The following is a 20,884-nucleotide window of genomic DNA, read 5'->3' as shown; positions in this document are numbered from 1 at the left end:
GAAATCGCACCCCGACTGCATATAAGGAATTAGGAAGATGGCTTACAAAATTCTCGTTCTCGGCGCCTCCTACGGCTCGTTGCTCGGCACGAAATTCATCGCTGCCGGACATGACGTGACGCTGGTCTGCCGGGCCGAGACAGCCGCCCTCATCAACGACAAGGGCACCGAGGTGCGCATCAAGCTGCGCGACGAAGACGAACACCGCAGCTTCTTCTCGCGCGACCTGCCCGGCGCGATGGCTGCGGTCACGCCAGAGGATGCACAGCCCGGCGCCTATGACCTGGTCTGTCTGGCCATGCAGGAGCCGCAATATTCGCACCCCACGCTCAAAGCGCTGATGGCGCGCATCGCCGAGGCCCGCGTGCCCTGCATGTCGATCATGAACATGCCGCCCCTGCCCTATCTCAAACGCATTCCGGGGCTGGACTGCTCCCGGCTGGAGGGGGCGTTCCTAGACCCCTCCGTGTGGAAACCCTTCGACCCCGAGCTCGTGACGCTCTGCTCGCCCGACCCGCAGGCTTTCCGCCCGCCCGAGGAAGGCGCCAATGTGCTGCATGTCGGCCTGCCCACGAATTTCAAGGTCTCGAAATTCAAGGATGCCGCGCATAACCGCATCCTGGAGGAGCTGGAGTCCGGCATCGACGCCTACCGGATCGACGGCAAGGATGTTCCGGTCAAGCTGCGGGTCTTCGACTCGCTTTTCGTGCCTTTCGCGAAATGGGCGATGCTGGCCACCGGAAATTATCGCTGCATCACCCGCGAGGGTCCGCGCCCGATCCGCGAGGCGGTGCATGGCGACATCGAAAAATCGAGGGAAATCTATGGCTTCGTGGCCGATCTTGTGGAACGGCTCGGCGCCGATCCCGGCGACATGGTGCCGTTCGAGAAATATGCTGCCGCGGCTGAGAGCCTGCTCAAGCCGTCCTCCGCCGCCCGCGCCGTCTTCTCCGGCGCAACGAATATCGAACGCGTGGACAAGCTCATCGCGCTGACCGCCGCCGCCATCGGCATGCACAACGCGGATATCGAGGATACCGTCGCCATCGTGGACGAAAAACTGGCCGGAAACCGCAAGGCCGCGGGCTGAGCCGGGCCGCCCGGTTCAGTTTCCAGCCAGCAACATGGGCATCGCGCCGGCGGCGGCGCGGTACCATTCCACGATCGCCGCCCGTTCCTTTGGCTCCATCCAGGTGACGTTGGCGGGCGGCATGGCGTGGCTCACCCCCGCCTGAAGATAGATCTCGCGCGCCGCGCGGGTGATGTCGTTCCGGGTTTCCAGCAGCACGCCCTTGGGCGCGCGGCGCACACCCTCGTGGAAGGGCTCGCGCGCGTGGCACATCGAACAGCGACCCAGCACGATCGCCTCCGCCTCGTCATAGCCTGCGGCCTGCGCGAAGACCTGCTGGCGCGGCGAGAGCGCGTGCGCGTGCGCCTCGGCCTCATCCACGCTCCGGAACATCGGCGCCGTGGACAGCCACATAATCAGCACGAAGAGAATCGCCGTCACCGCCCATGTCCAGGTCGGGTCGCCGGCCCGCGCGTGGCGGGTGTTGAAATAGTGCCGGATGCTGACGCCCATCAGGAAGACCAGCGCCGCGATCAGCCAGTTCCATTCCGTGGCGAAGGCCAGCGGGTAGTGGTTCGACAGCATCAGGAAGAGCACCGGCAGCGTCAGGTAATTGTTATGTGTGGATCGCAGCTTTGCGATTCGCCCGTATTTCGCGTCCGGTGTACGGCCCGCCTTCAGATCGGCGACCACGATGCGTTGGTTGGGCATGATGACCAAAAAGACATTGGCCGTCATGATCGTGGCGGTGACGGCGCCCAGATGCAGAAGCGCCGCGCGCCCGGTGAAGACCTGATCGTAGCCCCAGGCCATCGCGACCAGAAGCACGAAGAGCAGCAGCATCAGCGTCGTGGGCCGCGCCCCCAGCCCCGAATTGCAGAGCCGGTCATAGACCAGCCAGCCGATTGTCAGCGACCCCGCCGAGAGCGCGATCGCCTGCCAGATCGCGAGGTCCGCCTTGGCGCGGTCGATCAGGTAGAGCTCCGCCCCCGCCCAGTAGACGATCATCAGGAGCGCCGCACCCGAGAGCCAGGTCGCGTAGCTTTCCCATTTGAACCAGGTCAGATGCTCGGGCATCGCCTCGGGCGCCACCAGGTATTTGCGGATATGGTAGAACCCGCCGCCATGCACCTGCCATTCCTCGCCATGCGCCCCCGCGGGCAGGTCCTCCGCCTTGCGCAGCCCCAGGTCGAGCGCCACGAAATAGAAGGACGATCCGATCCAGGCGATCGCCGTGATGACATGCAGCCAGCGCACCGCGAAGGCCAGCCAGTCCCAGATGATGGCGAGTTCGAACATGGGTCCCTCCCCGAAACGTTGTTATCGACTGGTACCCGAGCCCCGCAGGCGACGGAATGGCGGAATCCGCCCGGCAGTTTCAAGAAATGGCGAAGAATGGCCGCGTCCCGTCCGCCGTGTCAGCTTCCCCGGTAGGTCGAATAGCCATAGGGCGACAGCAGCAGCGGCACGTGGTAATGCGCGGCCTCCGCCATTCCGAAACGCAGCGGCACCAGGTCGAGGAACCGCGGCCGCTCCCCCGCCACACCCGCCGCGTCGAGATAGTCGCCGACATGGAAAACCAACTCGTAGCTGCCCGTCTCGAACGCCGCCTCCGGCAGGATCGGGCCGTCGGTCCGGCCGTCGTCATTGGTTACCACACGGCAGATCTGCCGCCGCGCTTCGGCCTCCAGCCGGTAGAGCGTGATGGCCATGCCAGCGGCAGGCTTCCCCGTCGCAGTGTCGAGTACATGGGTGGTCAGATAGCCGGGCATGCCGCGCTCCTCGCAGGATTTCCGGGCCATCATGCCCCGCCCCGGCCCGCACGCCACCGAAAAATGTGCAATAGCTCCTTCAAAGATTTCGGGAAAGTCGTCAGCATGGCACTGCTATAGACAGTCCCAAAGCCGGGAGAGACGAAGTGACACGCTACACGCGCGACATGCATGGCTACGGGGCCGAGCCACCCGCCGCGAGCTGGCCCGGCGGGGCGCGGATCGCCGTCCAGTTCGTCATCAATTACGAGGAAGGCGGCGAGAACTGCGTGCTGCATGGCGACGCGGCCTCCGAGGCGTTCCTGTCCGAGATCGTCGGCGCCGCGCCATGGCCGGGCCAGCGCCACTGGAACATGGAATCGATCTACGAATACGGCGCGCGGGCCGGGTTCTGGCGGCTCCACCGGCTCTTCACCGGCATGGGCATCCCGGTCACGGTCTATGGCGTGGCAACCGCGCTGGCGCGCAGCCCCGCACAGACGCGCGCCATGCTGGACGCCGATTGGGAAATCGCCAGCCACGGGCTGAAATGGATCGAGTACAAGGACTTCTCGCCCGAGGAGGAGCGCGCCCATATGCAGGAAGCCGTGCGCCTGCATACCGAGGTCACGGGCACGCGCCCGCGCGGCTGGTACACCGGGCGCTGCTCAACCCGGACGGTCGATCTGGTCGCCGAGGAAGGCGGGTTCGACTACGTCGCCGACAGTTATGCCGACGATTTGCCCTATTGGGTGCGCGCCGGTGGGCGCGACCAGCTTGTCATTCCCTACACGCTCGACTGCAACGACATGCGTTTCGCCACGCCGCAGGGTTTCAATTCCGGCGACCAGTTCTTCGCCTATCTCAAGGACAGTTTCGACACGCTTTATGCCGAGGGCGTGGCGGGGCGGCCGAAAATGATGTCTGTCGGGCTCCATTGCCGGCTCGCCGGGCGTCCGGGGCGCGCCGCCGCGCTGCGCCGGTTCATGGAATACGCCGCCGCGCAAGAAGCCGTCTGGTTCGCCCGGCGCATCGACATCGCGCGACACTGGCAGGCCGAACATCCCGCCCGGCCGCACGCAATGCGTCCTGCCGCGATGGACCGGGATGCCTTCGTGGACCGCTTCGGCGGCGTCTTCGAGCATTCCCCCTGGGTCGCGGAGGATGCCCATGCGCTGGAGCTGGGACCGGCCCATGACACCGCGGCGGGGCTCGCCCATGCGATGGCCCGCGCCTTCCGCGCGGCGGGCCATGCCAAGCGGCTGGACGTGCTGCGCGCGCATCCCGACCTGGCCGGAAAGCTGGCGCAGGCGCGGCGGCTCACAGCCGCCTCCAGCGCCGAACAGGCGGGCGCGGGCCTCGATGCGCTCACCGATGCCGAGCGCGCCGAGTTCTCCCGGCTCAACGACGCCTATCAGCGCAAGTTCGGCTTCCCATTCATTGTCGCGGTGCGCGACTATTCCAAGGCCAGCATCCTCGCGTCCTTCCGCCGGCGGCTCGAGAACGACGCCGAGACGGAATTCGACGAGGCTTGCCGGCAGGTCGAACGCATCGCCGAGCTGCGCCTGTCGGAGATGTTGCCTGCATGACCCGCACGATCCGCGCCACGCCGCTGACCGCCCGCGACTTCGCCGCCTTCGGCGACGTGATCGCGCTGAAACCCCGGCCCGACAAGCTGATCAACGGCGGCCGATGCGGCCGCCATCACGACCTGGCCCGGATCGATGTCGCAGAGGGCCGGGCCGGTATCAGCCTGTTCGACGCCGAATTGTGCAGCCTGCCCTACCGGCTGGAGTTGATGGAACGCCATCCGCTGGGCAGCCAGGCCTTCATTCCGGTCAGCCAGTCGCGCTTCCTGGTCGTCGCCGCGGAGGATGCGGGCGGGCGGCCCGGCACGCCACGTGCCTTCATCGCCGGGCCCGGCCAGTCGGTCAACATGCATCGCGGGGTCTGGCACGGGGTGCTTGCGCCGCTCGACGGGCCGGGGCTCTACGCCGTGGTGGACCGGATCGGGGAAGGCGCGAACCTGGAAGAACACTGGTTCGAGACACCTTTCACGATCACCAAGGGGACCGGCCATCGAACCTGACGGACTATGGCCCCGCGCCTGCCGGTTTCCATGGATTGCCATTTTTTCCCAGTGCGTTATCCCGGATAGATCACCTGGAACTCATGCATTGTGACCTGAAAACCGGTCCCGGCCGGAAAATTCACGCCCACCGCCCCAAAAATGTCTAACTGCACTGCAATCTGTGGTAGAAAGTTAACAAGAGACGCAACAAAGAAGAAAACAGGAACAAACACGCGAACAGGGGCGCGACGAGGCAATATACTGACGAGTTTTCGGAGACGAGATGAAGATTCTTGCAGTCGATGATCAGGATGCCGTACTTCAATTGCTGAAGGCGTCTCTTGCGGTTATGGGCCATGACGAGGTTCACACCGCAAGCTCCGCGCCCGAGGCGCTGGACCTGATCAAACAGGCCCAGGAGCCGTTCGACTGCTTCCTCCTCGACATCGAGATGCCCGGAACCGACGGGATCGAACTGGTATCGCTGATCCGCGCCATCAGGACCTACCGGCACACGCCGATCATCATGCTGACCAGCATGCGCGAAAAAACCTATATCGACGCCGCCTTCGGCGCGGGCGCGACGGACTATGTCACCAAACCCTTCGACGGAACCGAACTGGCCGCACGCATCCGCGTCGCCTCAATCATGGTGGGCGAGCAGCGGGCGCTGAATGATAAGGCACTCGCCGTCGATATCCTGAAGGACCAGGTGGAGACCGCCAGTCGATTCGAGTTGCCCGCGGCAGTGGAGATTCAAGACGTCCCGGGCACCGTCAGTGCGCTGGTGCTGGAAAACTACCTTCTGCAACTATCGCGGGGCCGGATGTACGGCATGGCCGCGATCGGATTCCGGATCGTCAATGCCGAGGCGCTTTACCGCGCCTCGACCGCGGTCGAGTTCTATTACATGCTCACCGATGTGGCCGATGCGATCGCCAGCCATCTCAAGCAGGCACAGTTCCTGATGGCCTATTTCGGGAACGGGATCTTCGTGGCGACCCTGCCCCGGCGCAACCCGATCTCGCTTGAGGAGCTGCGATGGGAACTTCAGCTCACGATCGACGGGATCGGACTGACCCATGACGACGGTCGCCCGATGCCGGTTACCATCGCAGTGGGCGATCAGATCGGCACGAGCCTGCTTTCAAGCTCACCCAGGGAATTGCTCGCCAAGGCACAGGACTCGGTCGCCGGACGGGGGAGCGACGGGTCATCGACCGGAATGCCGGCGCGAAGCGCCGTGAACGGATGAGAGGGACATAACCGATGCAAAGCTTCGGAGCGACGGCGAAAGAGGACGAACTGTCCAGAGCCATCCTGCAAGTCCGGGCGCGCTTCGTCGAGACACTGGACACGCAGATCCTGGAGATCGAGGAGCTTCGGAAGAGCGCCAGCCAGCCGGAGTCCCGCGAGACCGCGTTGCGCGGCATCCGCGAGCGCGCGCACAGGCTGGTGGGCTATGCCGCCACCATCGGATTCGAGCCTATCGGAGACCGCGCGCGGGAGGTCGATTCTTACGTCGACGAATGGCTCTCTGCCGGCGCGCCCGCCGGGATGACCGCGGAGATCGACGATCTGATCGAGCGCCTGCTGTGCGAGATGGAAGCCGCGCTCCCCCCCGGCGATCAGACCTGAACGGCCGCACCCGCCAGACCGCGCCAGATTTCCCGTAGTTGCTCCGGCAGCGCGATCGGGTCGAAGGGCTTGGTTATGACGTCGGCTGCGCCCTTCTCGCGCAGCAGATCGACATTCGCATTTGACGCCTTGGCCGTCATGAAAACCACCGGTGTCCGGCCGAAACCGTCCAGCGCGCGGATGTGGTCCATCGCCGTCTCGCCATCCATACCGGGCATCATGACATCCATGAGGATCAGGTCCGGGCCGAAATCCCGTACCCGTTCCAGCGCCTCGTCGCCGGACCCGCACTGTTCCAGATCGAAGCCGCCCACGACGGCCAGGGACATGCGTGCGATCTCCCTGATGTCGCGTTCATCCTCGACATGCAGAATTTTTTTGAGTTCCGTCACCTGTGCCTGCGTCTCCGCTCTTGCCCCGAGGGAAAGATAGCACAGCCGATGCGCGAGATGAAACGCCAGAACCACGCCAAATCAGTTCGATACACATGCAAAGATGTCGCAGTCACGCGGCTTGGGTCCGGGCCCGCATGCGGCCGGAATCCTTGTTGTCCGTGCGCGGCAAGTCCACGAAGAAAGTCGTGCCCTTGCCAGTCTCGGAACGGAAGTCGATGCGCCCCCCATGCTGGTCCACGATCGCCTTCACGATACTCAGACCCAGCCCGGTGCCCCGCGGTCCGCCGCCTTTTTCGCCACCGAACTGGGTGAACCGGTCGAAGAGCGTGGCCCGCGCCTTCTCGGGTATGCCGGAACCGTTGTCGCGAACCTCAATACGCGCCATGTCGCCTTGCGAAACAAGCGACACCTCGACACTGTCGCCGGAGGCAGAGAACTTGGCCGCGTTGGAGAGCAGATTGCCCATCACCTGAAGCAGGCGTTCGCGGTTGCCGTGGATATGGATCGGCTGGTCGAGACCGCGGCCCTTGAACTCGACCCCGAACTCCGCGCCATAGCCGCGATAGGCGTCCAGCGCCTCCGTCAGAAGCTCGCCGGCCTCGATCGGTTCCATCGTGAAGTCCATCTGCCCGGCGTCGATCTTCTCCAGGTCCAGAATGTCGTCGACAAGCGCCATGAGCCGGTCGCTGTTGCCATCCGCAATCTGCAGCATGGAAAGCGCATTTTCCGGAAGCGCCCCGGCGGAGCCCGAGAGCAGGAGCCGCAGCGACCCCTTGATCGAAGTCAGCGGCGTACGCAGTTCGTGGCTGACCATCGCGGTGAACTCGCGACGTGCCTTCTCCGCCGCCTTGCGGTCGGAAATGTCTCGGAAAACGGCCACGACCCGGCATTTCCGGTCGGTTGTCTCCATCATCTGCAGATGCGCCTCGATCGGACGGCCGCGATAGGTCGTCTCCGATTGCAGCGAGGGGATGTCCCCCGCAATCAGCGGCGCCAGCATGCTGCGGAATATCCGCTCGTCGAGGTTGGGCGTGGTGTCGAGGACGGTCTTATTGCGGTATTCCTCCGCGCTCCACCCAAGCCGGCGCAAGCCCGAGCGGTTGATATACACGAATCTCAGACTGTCGGGCTCGAACACGTAGACGTCGTCGGGAAGCATCTCCAGACAACTCGTCAACTGCTGCTGCGCGCGCGAGATGCGATCGCGTGTGACATCGGTGCGCAGCGAGATGTTCTTCAGGTGGTTTCCGTATTCGTCGAACATCGGGACCACGGTGCATTGGGTCAGCGCGATGGACCCGTCCTTCTTTACGATCTGGGTCTCGCCGGACCAGATGTCACCGCGCAGTGTGGCGCGCGCGATCTCGTCAAACAGAACCGGATCGCCGCCGGGATAGACCATTCCGTGCGGCTTGCCGAGCAGTTCCTCGCGGTTATAGCCGAACGCATCGACGAACTTGTCGTTCACCTCGATGATATTGCCGTCCTTGTCGGTCGTGCTGACGATCGAGTGCTCGTTGAGCGCCTGCTCGCGGAAGGCCAGTTCAAGCTCCTGTCCGCGCAGGAGCTTCTTTCTGAGCCGCACCGCCTCCGAGCCGCGGCGCAGCGAGACCAGCAAAAGCGCCACGACGAGCAGCCACATCACCCATTCGGTCAGCCCCGCCATGCCTCCCGCCGCCGGCCCCTCAATTCCCGCCGCATGTACGAGGCCGGGCGAGGCCGACAAAGCAACAAGTGCCGGAAAACTCTTCACTGTCATCTTCCGCCTTCTTCATTCTTGTTTCAGCACGGAATCCCGCAGTCGTCACATCGCAAGACCGAATTCGCGGGGTCACGCGCAGGGTATGGGCCGACAACTGGCTATTTGAAGGGAAGAATAAGGGAAAAATTGTGCTGGTCGGCCACTATTGGCGGTACGAAGGCCAGGGTAACCGAATTGTGAGGACGCGTGAGCGCGCAGGGCGGCACACCGGGTCAGCCAGACGCGGCGGGCAGTGTGAATGTGAAGCGGCTGCCCTTCCCCGGCGTGCTATCCACCGAGATGCGCCCGCCATGCAGTTCCACCAGAAAGCGGGTGATCGTGAGCCCCAGACCGGTGCCGCCGGCCGCCCGGCTGCCAGATGAGTCAACTTGTTGGAATTGCTCGAAAATAGACTCCTTCTGGTCTTCGGAAATGCCCCGGCCCGTGTCCTCCACGGTGACGGACACCTTGCCACCCGAATTGGCGGTTTGCACGGTGATACGCCCCGATTCGGTGAATTTGATCGCATTTCCGATCAGATTGATGAGAATCTGCCGCAACCGCGTCGCGTCGGCCTTCACCTCTTCGCCATGCGTTTGCTGCTCAAGCGCGAGCCCCTTTTCCGCCGCACTCTGGCCGAGCTGTTCAAGGACGGTGGCCACCATGTCGTCGAGCGCGACCGTCTCGCGCTGGAGCTCCATCTTGCCCGCGTCGATCTTGGCCAGATCCAGCATGTCGTTGATCAGGGTCAGCAGATGCTGGCCCGACAGGTTCATCTTCTCGGCATACCGGGCGATCTCGTCGGTCACGGTCGCCGCCAGATCCTCCGCCGTATCCGCAGCGCCGGCGGCAATCCCCTTCTTCAGCGCCTGCACCGATGGCAACAGATCGGGCTTCGAGAGGAACGCATTGTAGCCCAAGATCACGGTCAGCGGCGTGCGCAGCTCGTGGCTCATGACATTCAGGAACTCGGTCTTGGCCTTGTTCGCCGCCTCGGCCGCATGCATCGCGTTGTAGAGCACCGAGACATCCCCGCCCACACCGCGGTACCCATTGAACTCGCCCTTTTCGTCGAAGACCGGCGCCCCGCTGATGCGCACCCAGCGGCCCTCCTCTGCCGTGCCGCCAGCGCGGTAGACAAAATTCTCGAAGGGTTCGTATGCCGCCAGCATGGCGCGCAGCCAGTCCCAATCCGCACTCTCCCAGACATCCGGGACATCCGCGAACACCTCTTCGCGCGTGTGCCCCAGAATGCTGGTGCCGGCGCGACCCGTGCATTTCTCGAAACTCTCGGATACATAAGTGAACCGCAGGTGCCGGTCCTGCTCCCATATCCAGTCGGTGCTGATTTCCGCGATGTCGAAGAACCGCTTCTGGGCGGCGTCGCGGGCGGTCAGCGCCATTCGCAGATCGGCGTTGGTTTCCTCCAGTTCCGTTTGCTGGCGCTTCAGCGCGGTGACATCGACGCGAATGCCCACGAGCCCGCCTTCGCTGGTCGACCGGTTGTAGGACCGGATCCAGCGGCCGTTGCTCAGCGGGTACTCCCATTCGCAGTCGCCCGAGGCGAAGCGGCCCTGCACTTCCGAGAGCCATTCCTCCTCCCGTCCGACGGCTTCCGGGTATTCGCCGAGATCCAACCCGTAGCGCAGGATTTCTTCTGACGTGGCGCCGATGCGCACGGCGGGCGCGCTGACCTCGTAGAGTTCGCAGAAGAAGTCGTTGAACATCACCAGCCGTCCGTCCCCGTCGAAGAGCCAGAACCCCGCCGGCAGGGCGTTGATCGCGTCCCGCAGCCGCTGTTCGGCGCGTTCCGCGCGCCGCCGGCTTTCCACCTGCTCGGTCAAGTCGACGCGCAGCCCCACGCGCCCGCCATCGGGCGTTGGTCGTTCGATGATCCGCAACCAGCGCCCGTCCGCCAGATGCTCCTCGAACGTGGATGCGGCGGCTCTGTGCTCGGCAAGCCGCTCGGCCTCCCACTCCTCCTCCCGTCCGATGGCGTCAGGATACTGTCCCACCGATATCCCGAACCGGAGAATGTCCTCGAAGCGCGCGCCCGGCGTTATTGCCTCGGCGCTGCGGTCGTAGATTTCCTTGTACTTGCTGTTGCAGAGCGCCAGCCGGTCCTCGGCATCATAGAGCGCGAACCCGTCGGGCAGAGTTTCAACTGCAGCCACAAGCTGCGCGCGGGCCAGGCGCGCCTCGGCCTCCGCGGCTTCGGCGCGCAGGCGGCTTTCGACCTGATCGGTCACGTCGATGCGCAACCCGACGCGCCCGCCCTCGGGGGTACGCTTCTCAAGGATGCGCATCCAGCGCCCGTCCGAGAGCGCGATCTCGTAATGGGTCGGCTCCTCGCCGGGCGGGCGGAGTTGCTCGGCCAGCCACTCCTCCTCCCGCCCTTCGGCATCGGGAAACTGCCCGCGTTGCAGACCGACGCGCAGGAAATCCTCGAATCGCGCGCCGGGCACGATGGCGTCGGCGCATTTGCTGTGCAGGTCGCGGTACTTGCTGTTGCTCAGGATGAGCCTGTCCTCGGCATCGAAGAGCACGAAACCGTCCGCCAGGCTCTCCACTGCCGTCGTCAGCCGGGATTGCGCGCGCGCCCGGCCAAGATACTGCTTGCGCAGGTTCGCGAAGACCAGGAGCGCGCCCGCGCCAAGTACCAGGAAGCCCAGCCTGAGCGGCAGGAAGGAGCCCATATTCGCATTCCAGCCGCCTATCGGCACGGCTGCGATTTGCCAGACCCGCGCCGGCAGCGCCAGTTCCACGACCTGAGGAGTTGACGCGAAGACCGCGTCATCGCCGAAGAACGCGGCCTCCGTAGAGCCGTCTGCGCCAACCTTCCTGATCGCCAGGTCGCAAGGCAGATCCTGCTTCAGCAAGCCGACCATTTCGTATAGCTCATCCGCGTCGAAAACCACTGACACCATCCCGGCCGGCTGGCCTCGCGGACCCGGCCGTGCCACGGGTGCGCGGATTATGAAGCCGCTGCCGCCCTGAATCAACTCGACCGGGCCGTCGATAACCGGGCGCCCCAAGTCCACGGCTTGGCGGGCGGCCGCAAATTGCTCCGGGATCTGACGCAGATCGGTACCGATAAGGCCGGCATTCGGCTCCTGCGGGTAGACATAGCGCACGACGTAATCGGACAGGAACGCCATGTTGATGATCGTCGGGTTGTTCTGCCGCAGATTGCGCGCGATATGAGCGAACTCGGCCGCGCTGATTTCGGGCTGAACCTCCAGCACCGCGGTCAGGCCGCGGGTCATCAGTTCCTTGTCGGTGATCTGCGCCTGCAATGCGGCCCGAACCGCCTCGATCTGCTCGCGCACGACTTCCCGCTCCTCGTCGCGCAGTTCCGCGCGCCGCCACTCCTCGGTCATCACCGCGGCCACAAGGACCAGGCCAGCGATAACCCCGTAATAGAGGTAATGTTTCCTGCCCATGATCGCGCTTAGCGCGCGCTCCATCATATTCTGCGACCCGTTCCGAACTTCCCGGTCATAACGTCTTATATTCTACCATAAGATGTCTTGCCACTCAGTCCAGCCCCGAACAGACAGGGACCCGGCGCAGATGCGGAATGCACACCCACGCGCTGACCACGTGCCTCAGCGTTCCGCACGTGAAAGACCGAAGCGCTTCAACCGCCCGCCGGGGTGGAAAGCCGCTCACGGTCGACAACCCGAACACCGTCCGCCACTCCGTCGCCGGGATGCACGACCACCGATTGTCCCTCTGCAAGGCCGTCGAGTACCTGCACCCTCTCCCGGTTGCGCCGGCCGATCCGGACCGGCATCTCGCGGGCCCGGCCGTCTTCGGCCAGGAACACCACCCAGCCGTCGCCGCGGCGGAAGACCGCGCTCAGCGGCACATGCACCACGTCATCGGCCCGCCATTCGACAATCCGCAGGAAAACCGAAAATCCATGGGCCAGGCCCGGCCGGTCTTCCGGCGGCGAGACCAGATCGAAGATCGCATCGACGCGCTGCTCCTCGATGCCGAGCGCCGAGACCTTGGTATAGGCCCGCGGCTCCACCCTGCGCAGCCGGGCGCTGAGCGCGCCCTCGCCGCCCCAGCGCTCGACGCTTGCCTCGGCGCCGGTCGCCAGGCGCACCGCGTCGGTGGAGAGAAGATCGGCGACGATCTCCAGGTCGTCGGGCCGCCCGACCGAAACGAGCCGTGTACCCGCGGCCACCGGACGCTCGCTGATCGTGTCAATCTCCAGCACCCTTCCATCAACCGGCGCGATCAGTTCCACACAGCAGGTCCCGTCATCGGCGCCGCCGGCGGGATCGGGCTCGATGAGCGCCGCGCGCGCCCGGTCGAGCGCGCTCTCCGCCATCTCAAGCCCCGAAAGTGCCGCGTCATAGGCCGCCTCCTTGATCGCCCGTTCCTGTGCGGCGTCCTCCAGCCGCGTCTCGGAAGCGACGCCGCGGCGCACCAGTTCCTGGCTGCGCTCGAACCGGCTTCGAGCATAGGCCAGGTCTTCCTCGGCCTGGCGGACATGGCTCCGGTAGACGCTCAGACTGGCCTCCGCCTCGCGCACCGCGGCCTCGGCCTGGATGCGGCTGCGGGTGTCGAGGAAACCGGGAACCGATGGCCTGACGATGGCGACCACCGTCTCGCCCGCGGCGACCGTGTCGCCCACCCGGACCGGCGCGCGCTGCGCCATGCCGGCGACAGGCGCGGCCACCTCGTAGACCTCGCGAATGCGGGTCTCGCCATCGGCGTCGATCGTCACCTGCATCGCGCCGCGCGACACCTGCGCCAGGTCCACCGGCACCGGATCCGGGCGGAAGGCCACGACCGCGAGCGCCGCCACGACCCCGGCGCCTGCCACGCCCAGCACGATGTTGCGCATCTTCAGGGGCATTGCCTCACTCCCTCGATTTCATCACGGCGACCAGATCCAGCCGGTCGAGCCGCCGGCGCACGATCAGCGACGAGACCAGCGCAGCGACCAGCACGATCAGGCTTGCCCGCGCGAAGGCCGCCGGTTCAAGAACAAGCGGTATCGCATAGAGATCGCTGGTAAATCCGGACGTCATAAGCGCCGCGATCCCGGCCCCGATCATCCAGCCGAAGGGTTGTGCGATCAAGGCCAGAAGCATCGACTCACCCATCAGCACGAAGGAGACCTCGCCCCGCGTGAAGCCGAGGATGCGCAGGCTGGCCAATTCGCGCGCCCGTTCGGAGAGTTGGATGCGCGCCCCGTTATAGGCCACGCCCACAGTGATCAGAACTGCGATGGTGATGTAGATCGTCGTCATGATCGTGACATTCTTGCGTATCGTTTCCTGAAAGGAGCCGCGCACATCGTCCATCATCGTGATCCCGCTCAGCGCAGGAATGTCCTTGAGCGCCCCATGAAAGTCGGGCAGCGCGGCGCTGTCCAGCGTGACATTGGCCGCCGAGATGCGCGGGGCCTGCCTGTTGAGCGCGTTGAGAAACCCTGCGTCCATATAGGCGCCCAGGCCGAAATACTGCCGGATCGTGCCGCTGACGCGCAACCGCTGCGTCTCACGCCGGCCGCTCAGGAACGCCACCTCGATCATCTCACCGGGCCGCACGTCGAGTTGCCGCGCCAGACGCCGCGCCAGCAGGATGCCGCCGGGCGGAGCATCGACACGCCGCCCGGCCTCGTCCACCACGCGCGAGAGATCGGCACCGGGATACCGTCCCTCCAGCGGCACGCGTTTCTCATGCGGGCCGTTGCGCAGCACCGCGACATGGAAAAGCTGCCCCTCGACCCGCAACACGCCCGGCAGGTTCGCCACCGCCTCCAACGCGGCTTCCGGCACCTCCTCGGTGAAGCTCAGCACCGCATCCTGCCGGTTTGACTGGTAGAACGCCTTGTCCACGATCGTGTCGAGCGCATCGGTGAAGAACCCCGCCGCCACCAGAACCGCCACCGCCAGCGCCATGCCGAGCGCCGAGAGCGCCGATCTTAAGGGCCAGCGCAGCAGACCCCTGAAGATCATCAAAACCGGCTGCGAGACGCGCATCGCCGCCAGCGCGCGGTCGAAGAGGCTGCTTCGGTAGCGCGGCGGCGCGGGTGGCGTCATGGCAACCGCCGGGGGCATCCGTGCCGCCTTGAGCGCCGAGTGCAGGGCGCCGAGCGCGGCGCTGGCCACCGCCAGCAGGCCGGAGATCGCGTAAGCCGCGAAACTGGCGCGGTAGATCAGGAAAGGGAAGTCGAAGAACTCGGCATAAAGCCCTGCCAAAGCGCGGGAAAGCCATGTTCCCACGGCCCATCCGAGCCCGGTTCCAACAGCCGCGATCAGAACCGCCAGAAGGAGGTAATGGATGCAGATCTCTGCGTCGAAATAGCCGATCGCCTTCAAAAGGCCGATCTCGCTGCGTTCCAGCGCGATGATCCGGCCGATGACCATGTTCACAAGAAAGGCCGTGATGGCGAAGAAGATCGGCGGGAGCACCATTGCCGTGCTGCGCAACTGCTGCATCTCGGCATCGACGAAAGCGTGGGACTGCTGAAGGTCGCGCCCCTGCGCGCCGAAGCCGCCATAGGGTTCCAGCAGAACGTCCAGCCGGTCGATGACATCCGCCTGTGTGGCCGAAGGGTCGAGTTTCAGCGTGACGTTGTTGAATGCGCCCTCCATGTCGAAGGCCGCCGCCACCGCGCGTTCGGGCATCCAGAGGATCCCGAAGCCCGCACTGTCGGGCACCAGTGCGCCAGGCCCGATCGTGTAGATGAATTCGGGCGAGAGAAGCGTGCCGGTAATGGTCAGCGCCCGTTTGCGCCCGTTGAGATTGGCCGAGAGCCGGTCTCCGGGACGAAAGCCGTTGGCCGCCGCGAAGGGCGCGTTGACCGCGATCTCGTCGGCGGCTTCCGGGTCGGGCAGCCGGCCCGCGACCAGGACCGGCAGGTTCAACTCCGGCGCCCCGCCGCGTGGCAGCGACACGATCCGGCCCGTCGCCGTCGCCGTCCGTCCGGGGATGTCGAGGATCGCCGCCTCCACCACGCGCGCTTCCGCCGATCTGACGCCGTCGATGCCGCGGATCACCGGCAGGAGGCTCGCCGGCGCGCGCCGCGCATCGGCGAAGATATCGGCGAAACGGTTTCTTTCATAATAGGTTGCACGGGTTTCTTCGAGCGCGCCATACATACCGAAAGTGGTCAGAAGGATCGCCACGCCGCAGGCCAGAACCAGCGCAATCACCAGGGCCTGCGCCCAGAGCCGGCGGAAATCCCTGAGAAGCTTGCGGTCGAGCGCGTCCATCGTCGGTCTCACCAGGAAATCTCGGCCGGGGCGAGGCGTGTCTCGTTCACCTCGACGCGTTTGATGCGGCCGTCCTGAAAATAAACCACGCGATGGGCCATCTTCCGGATCGCGGCGTTATGGGTGATGACAACGGTGCTGGTGCCCAGGCGTTCGTTCACCTCGCGTAGAACATCCAGCACCTGCACCCCGGTCTTGCTGTCGAGCGCGCCCGTCGGCTCGTCGCAGAGAAGCACCTCGGGCCGTTTGGCGATGGCCCGCGCGATCGCCACACGCTGCTGTTCCCCGCCCGACATCTCGGCCGGGAAATGATCCATTCGGTGGGCGAGACCGACCTGCTCCAACGCCTCTTCGGGACGCATCGGATCGCGCGAGACATCGGTGACGAGCTGCACGTTCTCCCGCGCGCTCAGGCTGGCCACGAGATTGTAGAACTGGAAGACGAAGCCGACATGATCGCGCCGGAACCGCGTGAGCCCCCGGTCGCCCAGCCCCGTCAGCTCCAGATCGCGGAACCAGACCCGCCCGTCGCTGGCGTGGTCGAGCCCCCCCAGGATGTTGAGAAGGGTCGACTTGCCGCTGCCGGAAGGGCCCAGCAGAACCGCAAGCTCGCCCGCGAAAAGCTCCAGATCGACCCCGGCCAGCGCATGCACCTGCACGCCGCCGGTGTCGTAGACCTTGGTCAGGCCCTCGGTTCTGAATACGCGCTCCGGCATGCGGCCCTCCATGCGCCAGCTATAGCCGCGCGGCACCCGGATTGACATTGACTTCGCTCAAACCCCGACGGGCTTGGCGGCTTGATCCTGATCAAGGCGGAACACCATGCCTTCATGCACTTTGCGCATTGGTTTCGGCTGGAAACAGCCCATCTAATGAAGAACAAACGAGCGCGACCGCGCCCTGCCAACGGGGGAGAGACCGAATGACCGTTACCATGCGCAGCCAAGACCATCCGGTCCCGGCCCAGCCGCAGATCCCGCTGCTGCTCAAGGCCAGCGGCACCGCGCGCCAGACGCTTGCGGACCTGCTGCAGCGCGGTCAGCGCACGTATCTCGCGGGCACCGGGATCGCGCATGAGGGCGGAAACGTTCCAGCCTTCATCTGGCTTCAGCATGGCTGGGTGGCACTCAGCAAATCTCTTGCGGACGGACAGTGCCAGACCATCGACATCGTGTTGCCCGGCGACGCCATCCTCGCCGCCTCCGGAGACGGGTGGAGTTCCACCTACGGGATCGATGCCGTAACCGAAGTCAAGCTCTCCGTCATCGACGCGGCGAGTTGGCAGGACATGCTGACTACCTCACCGGACCTTTCCCAATATATCGCCAGGCTGACGGCGGCGGCCGAAGCCCGCAGGGCAGAACGGATGCTCAGGCTGGGGCGGGGCAGCGCCTCGGTCCGGGTCGCCTATCTGCTGCTGGAGCTTTGCGCGCGTCTCTGCGCCAGGAACTGCCACACCGAGCATGCCTATCACGTTCCGCTGACACAGCATCAGATTGGCGATCTGACCGGTCTGTCGTCGGTCCATGTCTGCCGGATCCTGCGCCGCCTCGCGCGCGAGGGGATGATCGAGACCAGCGATCACACCAACGTCGTCATCCACGACCGCGAAGCGTTGAGCGCGGTGGCCGATCTCGACTTCGCCAGACTGCTTTCGGAAATCCTCCCGGCGGAGGTCTGAGCCGGGCTTCAGCAGAGCGGCAGGCTCAGCGTGAAGGTTGTGCCCTTTCCCAGTTCGCTTTCGTAATCGAGCGTGCCGCCGTGCGCCGCGACGATCTGCTCGGCGATGCTCAGCCCAAGGCCGGACCCCTCGTAGGACCGATCGTCGGAACTGTCGATCTGCGCGAATTTCTCGAACACCTTTTCGCGGAACCCGTCGGGAATGCCGATACCGTAGTCACGCACGCGGATATGGGCCTTGCCCGCCCCGCGCGCCATCGACACCTCGACCTTGCCGTCGGGCTTGGAGAACTTGACCGCGTTGGAAAGGAGATTTGTCAGAACCTGCTGGATCCGGTCCTGATCGATCAGCGCCACGAGGTCGTCGCCGAGTTCGCGAACCTTCAGCTTGATGCCCGATTGCGCGGCGAAACCGCCGAGCGATTCCACGGCCTCGACCAGCACCGCGTCCAGCCGGGTCGGAGAGAAGTCATATTCCATCTGCCCGGACTCGATCTTCTGAAGATCGAGCAGGTCGTTGATCAGGTTCGAAAGTCGCTTGCTGTTCTTGTAGGCGATGGTCATCACCTTCGCCGCACGGTCGGGCGCGTTGTCGAAGGTGCCGTTGCTGAGCATGCTGAGCGAGCCGAGGATCGAGTGCAGCGGCGTGCGCAGCTCATGACTGACCACCGAGACGAATTGCGATTTCACCTCATAGGCGGCGCGCGCGCGGTCGCGCTCCAGCCGGATTTCGTCCAGGTTGTCCAGCCCCTCGCGATAGAGCTTCAGGAAGATCATCGAACAGTAGACGATGAAGCTCAGAACGAAGAGCACGGTCGCGAATTGCAACCAGAGTTCCGAGTCGAGTGGGGGCCTCACGACCAGCAGATCGCGGACAGGAATGTAGAGGAAGACGAAACCGTAGACCACCAACCGGGCCAGCAGAACCTTCGGGAGCTGGTGATTGTTCATCGCCGCGAAAAGCCCCGCCGCAAAGAGGAAGAAGAGCGGCGTGAAATGGGAACCCGGTCCCTCCAGGTGCGACACCAGGATCGCGAACAGCGCCACGGCTATCGCGCTCAGCGTGGACGTCATGGTGAGATGCGACTGGAACTTCCGGGCCTGCCTGTAACTGCCGCCGTGCCAGCTGATAACGTGCGCGGAGACAAGGTTGTCGAGGAACTCGGTCAATTGGCAAAGCGCCACGCAGAAGATGGCCAGGAAGGGATCATAGTAGAACGCCGTCAGCAGGCCCGCGCCGATATACATGCCCTGCCGGGTCCAGAAGAGCGATCGGCTGCCCTGCACGAAATCCTTGAGCTGCCGCTCCAGCCGCTGCGCTTCGGCAGCCACCGACATCGTGTCGCGGCGGCTCAGAATGCCGCTCGCCCGGAGCCCGTGCTTGAGGGCTTCGATCGCTTTCCACCTGATCAGTGGATTGCCGCTGGATGCCTGGTCAGTCACGTCCCACCTTTTGAAATCACGGCCTTTCTGGCCGCATCGCGGCTTAAGTTTACTAACCGAATGCGGCGGACGCGTGGCCGAGTTCTGATGGTTTTGCGAATCCCGCGTCGTGGATCAGTGAACTCTGCCGGCCGGTGGAACATCGAGGAAAGGAACAATCCGCACCACGGAGCGCGGATGCCGTTCCAGGACTGAGAAGCTGGAAATCACGAAGGACGTATCGACCAAACTGTTTCCATGCAAGAAATAGTTTGTTTGCCAAAACGCACCCTCAGCTTCGATTATATCGCCTGGCGAAACCTGATTCTCGAAATGTTCCATCTGCACCGCGTCGCGGATCGAAAACGACGTGCGCGGCACAAATCCCCGAAGAGCCATCTCCTCGACCGGACCGGGAGCGGTAATGTCAACCAGAAGATGTTCGTCAGGTTCGTGCCGGCGAAGGATGGCGACAACTTCGCCGCGTATGCTGAATGAGGCATGATAGCTGAACATGTCCGTCCCCCGCGCTGTCCTTGCCTGCCACGCTGTTGCGTACGCGGGTCGCTTCCGGACATCGGCAGACATGCCCTGAATCGCAGCTTCCCACATGACCAATCATCCGGCTCCATGTGGTTCTTCTTTGTTGGATTCTGGACATTTTATGGACAGGCACCGTGACCCCGCCCGGTGCTCTCGGCGGAGGGTGGCGAATCGCCGCGGGAGGCGCGTCGCCGTGCATTCGCGCCCGACGCCCCGCCAGCCACCGGCCTGGCGGGCTACACAATATATTGTGATCCGACAGGGATCGAACCGAGATCGGCGCATCCCGGCCTTCTGCCTGCCAACTATTTCGCAACACATGACAATTTCACGCAAAATTGTGGACAAAAATGTGGATAACCGCAGTGCTTTGTGGCTTTCTGTGCTGGGCAAAGAAACACAGTCGGCAGAGGGCGCATGAAATCCGAAACAATTCGCATCGCAGAAGGTCAGCCTGCAGGTTGATCCCGAAATCCGGGAATTTGGCAACCGCAGGCTGTATTTTTCTGTAATCTTGTGTAAGGCTTACCCGAAACCGGGCGCAGGCTTCAGCCCGAACCGGGCCGGATCGAGAGTGAAAGGCGGCAGCCGCGCATCTGCGCAGGGCACCGCGAATTGGAGAGAATATGGAAACGACCACGCTTTCGTTTCAGAACATGCACAGGCATGGGGAGTTGCTCGTCAATCTCCTGAAGGCGCGCAAGAACGCCTTTATCGACAAGAACAGTTGGGCCCTGCCCCAGGCCGAGGGCATGGAATACGACCAGTATGACAACCCGGCCAGCCGCTGGGTCGCGGTGCATGAGGGCGAGACGGTCCTGGCGGGCATCCGCCTGACCCCGACCATCGCGAAATGCGGCATGTACAGCTACATGATCCGCGACGCGCAGAAGGGGATGATCGACACGATCCCGCGGAACCTGCTGAATTTCGAGGCCCCGGTCGATCCGGATATCTGGGAGTCCTCGCGCGTTTTCGTGGTCAACTCGGTTCCCGCGCGCCTGCGCACCCGCGTACAGGCCGCGATGATGCACGGCATGATCGAAGCCGCGCGCGAGCTTGGCGCCAGGACTGTGCTCGGGCTGGTTCCGGCGGTCTGGTCGCGCTGGATCGGGCGTCTGGGGCTGGAAGCCGAACCGGCCGGTCCGGTCATGGATATCGAGGGCTGGAAAACCCAGGTCGCGCTGATGCACCTGAAGCCGGCCGGAGACAGACGCGGCGAGGCCAAGGGCGAGGCTCCCGCCCGCAACGCCAGGTCCGATTTGTCGGATTACGGCCGGCGCAGCTCCACGCAATCCCCGCAATGCGCACCGGCCCATCACAAGGTCTGACG

At 64.5% G+C, this 20,884-nt stretch carries 17 protein-coding genes; 7 read left to right on the top strand and 10 right to left on the bottom strand.

Annotation, left to right across the window (positions count from 1 at the left end):
- Window positions 1-37 precede the first annotated feature (37 nt).
- Window positions 38-1,090 (top strand): ketopantoate reductase family protein, encoded by a 1,053-nt coding sequence (locus DDZ14_RS13060; protein ID WP_109425426.1) that lies wholly within the window; start codon window positions 38-40, stop codon window positions 1,088-1,090.
- A gap of 15 nt (window positions 1,091-1,105) precedes the next feature.
- Here DDZ14_RS13060 and DDZ14_RS13055 read toward each other — a convergent pair whose 3' ends face one another.
- Entirely contained in the window at window positions 1,106-2,368 is a 1,263-nt protein-coding gene (locus DDZ14_RS13055) for a urate hydroxylase PuuD (protein ID WP_109425425.1), read from the bottom strand.
- Between the two features lie 119 nt (window positions 2,369-2,487).
- Window positions 2,488-2,841 (bottom strand): hydroxyisourate hydrolase, encoded by a 354-nt coding sequence (uraH, locus tag DDZ14_RS13050; protein ID WP_109425439.1) that lies wholly within the window; start codon window positions 2,839-2,841, stop codon window positions 2,488-2,490.
- A gap of 146 nt (window positions 2,842-2,987) precedes the next feature.
- Here uraH and puuE point away from each other — a divergent pair, with 146 nt between their 5' ends.
- From puuE to DDZ14_RS13030, 4 genes are all read left to right on the top strand, one after another.
- Complete coding sequence (gene puuE / locus DDZ14_RS13045; protein WP_199221340.1) at window positions 2,988-4,409, top strand: allantoinase PuuE; 1,422 nt, start codon at window positions 2,988-2,990, stop codon at window positions 4,407-4,409.
- Window positions 4,406-4,909, top strand: coding sequence for an ureidoglycolate lyase (locus DDZ14_RS13040; protein ID WP_109425424.1), 504 nt, complete (start codon window positions 4,406-4,408; stop codon window positions 4,907-4,909). Before puuE ends, DDZ14_RS13040 begins: the two co-directional genes overlap by 4 nt.
- 265 nt (window positions 4,910-5,174) lie before the next feature.
- On the top strand, window positions 5,175-6,146 hold the full coding sequence (locus DDZ14_RS13035; protein WP_109425423.1) for a PleD family two-component system response regulator: 972 nt from the start codon (window positions 5,175-5,177) through the stop codon (window positions 6,144-6,146).
- 14 nt (window positions 6,147-6,160) lie between these two features.
- The gene (locus tag DDZ14_RS13030) at window positions 6,161-6,529 is read left to right on the top strand and encodes an Hpt domain-containing protein (protein ID WP_109425422.1); all 369 of its coding nucleotides are present in this window, start codon (window positions 6,161-6,163) and stop codon (window positions 6,527-6,529) included.
- Here the strand turns inward: DDZ14_RS13030 and DDZ14_RS13025 are convergent.
- From DDZ14_RS13025 to DDZ14_RS13000, 6 genes are all read right to left on the bottom strand, one after another.
- Window positions 6,520-6,921, bottom strand: coding sequence for a response regulator (locus DDZ14_RS13025; RefSeq protein ID WP_109425437.1), 402 nt, complete (start codon window positions 6,919-6,921; stop codon window positions 6,520-6,522). The genes DDZ14_RS13030 and DDZ14_RS13025 overlap by 10 nt on opposite strands.
- Before the next feature lie 112 nt (window positions 6,922-7,033).
- Window positions 7,034-8,683 carry a PAS domain-containing sensor histidine kinase gene (locus DDZ14_RS13020; protein ID WP_109425421.1) on the bottom strand — a complete coding sequence of 550 codons (1,650 nt, stop codon included), beginning with the start codon at window positions 8,681-8,683 and terminating at the stop codon, window positions 7,034-7,036.
- Between the two features lie 215 nt (window positions 8,684-8,898).
- Window positions 8,899-12,132, bottom strand: a complete 3,234-nt coding sequence (locus DDZ14_RS13015) for a PAS-domain containing protein (protein ID WP_158275525.1) — start codon at window positions 12,130-12,132, stop codon at window positions 8,899-8,901.
- A 173-nt stretch (window positions 12,133-12,305) separates the two neighbouring features.
- The gene (locus DDZ14_RS13010; RefSeq protein ID WP_109425419.1) at window positions 12,306-13,538 is read right to left on the bottom strand and encodes an efflux RND transporter periplasmic adaptor subunit; all 1,233 of its coding nucleotides are present in this window, start codon (window positions 13,536-13,538) and stop codon (window positions 12,306-12,308) included.
- Window positions 13,539-13,542: 4 nt separating this feature from the next.
- Entirely contained in the window at window positions 13,543-15,918 is a 2,376-nt protein-coding gene (locus DDZ14_RS13005) for an ABC transporter permease (RefSeq protein ID WP_233252574.1), read from the bottom strand.
- Entirely contained in the window at window positions 15,915-16,622 is a 708-nt protein-coding gene (locus DDZ14_RS13000) for an ABC transporter ATP-binding protein (protein ID WP_109425436.1), read from the bottom strand. The genes DDZ14_RS13005 and DDZ14_RS13000 overlap by 4 nt, the downstream gene beginning before the upstream one ends.
- A 206-nt stretch (window positions 16,623-16,828) precedes the next feature.
- Here DDZ14_RS13000 and DDZ14_RS12995 point away from each other — a divergent pair, with 206 nt between their 5' ends.
- Window positions 16,829-17,587, top strand: a complete 759-nt coding sequence (locus DDZ14_RS12995; protein ID WP_109425417.1) for a Crp/Fnr family transcriptional regulator — start codon at window positions 16,829-16,831, stop codon at window positions 17,585-17,587.
- Between the two features lie 8 nt (window positions 17,588-17,595).
- Here DDZ14_RS12995 and DDZ14_RS12990 read toward each other — a convergent pair whose 3' ends face one another.
- Window positions 17,596-19,029: a cell wall metabolism sensor histidine kinase WalK gene (locus tag DDZ14_RS12990; protein WP_109425416.1), complete on the bottom strand. Its 1,434-nt coding sequence runs from the start codon at window positions 19,027-19,029 to the stop codon at window positions 17,596-17,598.
- A gap of 114 nt (window positions 19,030-19,143) precedes the next feature.
- Entirely contained in the window at window positions 19,144-19,524 is a 381-nt protein-coding gene (locus tag DDZ14_RS19405; RefSeq protein ID WP_146193139.1) for a hypothetical protein, read from the bottom strand.
- A 653-nt stretch (window positions 19,525-20,177) separates the two neighbouring features.
- On the opposite strand from DDZ14_RS19405, the gene DDZ14_RS12980 reads away from it, so the two are divergent.
- On the top strand, window positions 20,178-20,882 hold the full coding sequence (locus DDZ14_RS12980) for an acyl-homoserine-lactone synthase (RefSeq protein ID WP_109425414.1): 705 nt from the start codon (window positions 20,178-20,180) through the stop codon (window positions 20,880-20,882).
- The last annotated feature ends 2 nt before the right edge of the window (window positions 20,883-20,884 follow it).

The sequence above is a fragment of the Maritimibacter sp. 55A14 genome (assembly GCF_003122205.1).
In the GTDB taxonomy this organism is placed as follows: domain Bacteria; phylum Pseudomonadota; class Alphaproteobacteria; order Rhodobacterales; family Rhodobacteraceae; genus QEYE01.
Note: the sequence above shows the minus strand (reverse complement) of the source record. Positions and strands in the feature narration are given on the sequence as shown.

Bases quoted from the DNA above. Each gene is read 5' to 3' on its own strand.
- DDZ14_RS13060 (WP_109425426.1), top strand. From the start codon at position 38: ATGGCTTACAAAATTCTCGTTCTCGGCGCCTCCTACGGCTCGTTGCTC.
- DDZ14_RS13055 (WP_109425425.1), bottom strand. From the start codon at position 2,368: ATGTTCGAACTCGCCATCATCTGGGACTGGCTGGCCTTCGCGGTGCGC.
- uraH (WP_109425439.1), bottom strand. From the start codon at position 2,841: ATGCCCGGCTATCTGACCACCCATGTACTCGACACTGCGACGGGGAAG.
- DDZ14_RS13040 (WP_109425424.1), top strand. From the start codon at position 4,406: ATGACCCGCACGATCCGCGCCACGCCGCTGACCGCCCGCGACTTCGCC.
- DDZ14_RS13035 (WP_109425423.1), top strand. From the start codon at position 5,175: ATGAAGATTCTTGCAGTCGATGATCAGGATGCCGTACTTCAATTGCTG.
- DDZ14_RS13030 (WP_109425422.1), top strand. From the start codon at position 6,161: ATGCAAAGCTTCGGAGCGACGGCGAAAGAGGACGAACTGTCCAGAGCC.
- DDZ14_RS13020 (WP_109425421.1), bottom strand. From the start codon at position 8,683: ATGACAGTGAAGAGTTTTCCGGCACTTGTTGCTTTGTCGGCCTCGCCC.
- DDZ14_RS13015 (WP_158275525.1), bottom strand. From the start codon at position 12,132: ATGGAGCGCGCGCTAAGCGCGATCATGGGCAGGAAACATTACCTCTAT.
- DDZ14_RS13010 (WP_109425419.1), bottom strand. From the start codon at position 13,538: ATGCCCCTGAAGATGCGCAACATCGTGCTGGGCGTGGCAGGCGCCGGG.
- DDZ14_RS13000 (WP_109425436.1), bottom strand. From the start codon at position 16,622: ATGCCGGAGCGCGTATTCAGAACCGAGGGCCTGACCAAGGTCTACGAC.
- DDZ14_RS12995 (WP_109425417.1), top strand. From the start codon at position 16,829: ATGACCGTTACCATGCGCAGCCAAGACCATCCGGTCCCGGCCCAGCCG.
- DDZ14_RS19405 (WP_146193139.1), bottom strand. From the start codon at position 19,524: ATGTTCAGCTATCATGCCTCATTCAGCATACGCGGCGAAGTTGTCGCC.
- DDZ14_RS12980 (WP_109425414.1), top strand. From the start codon at position 20,178: ATGGAAACGACCACGCTTTCGTTTCAGAACATGCACAGGCATGGGGAG.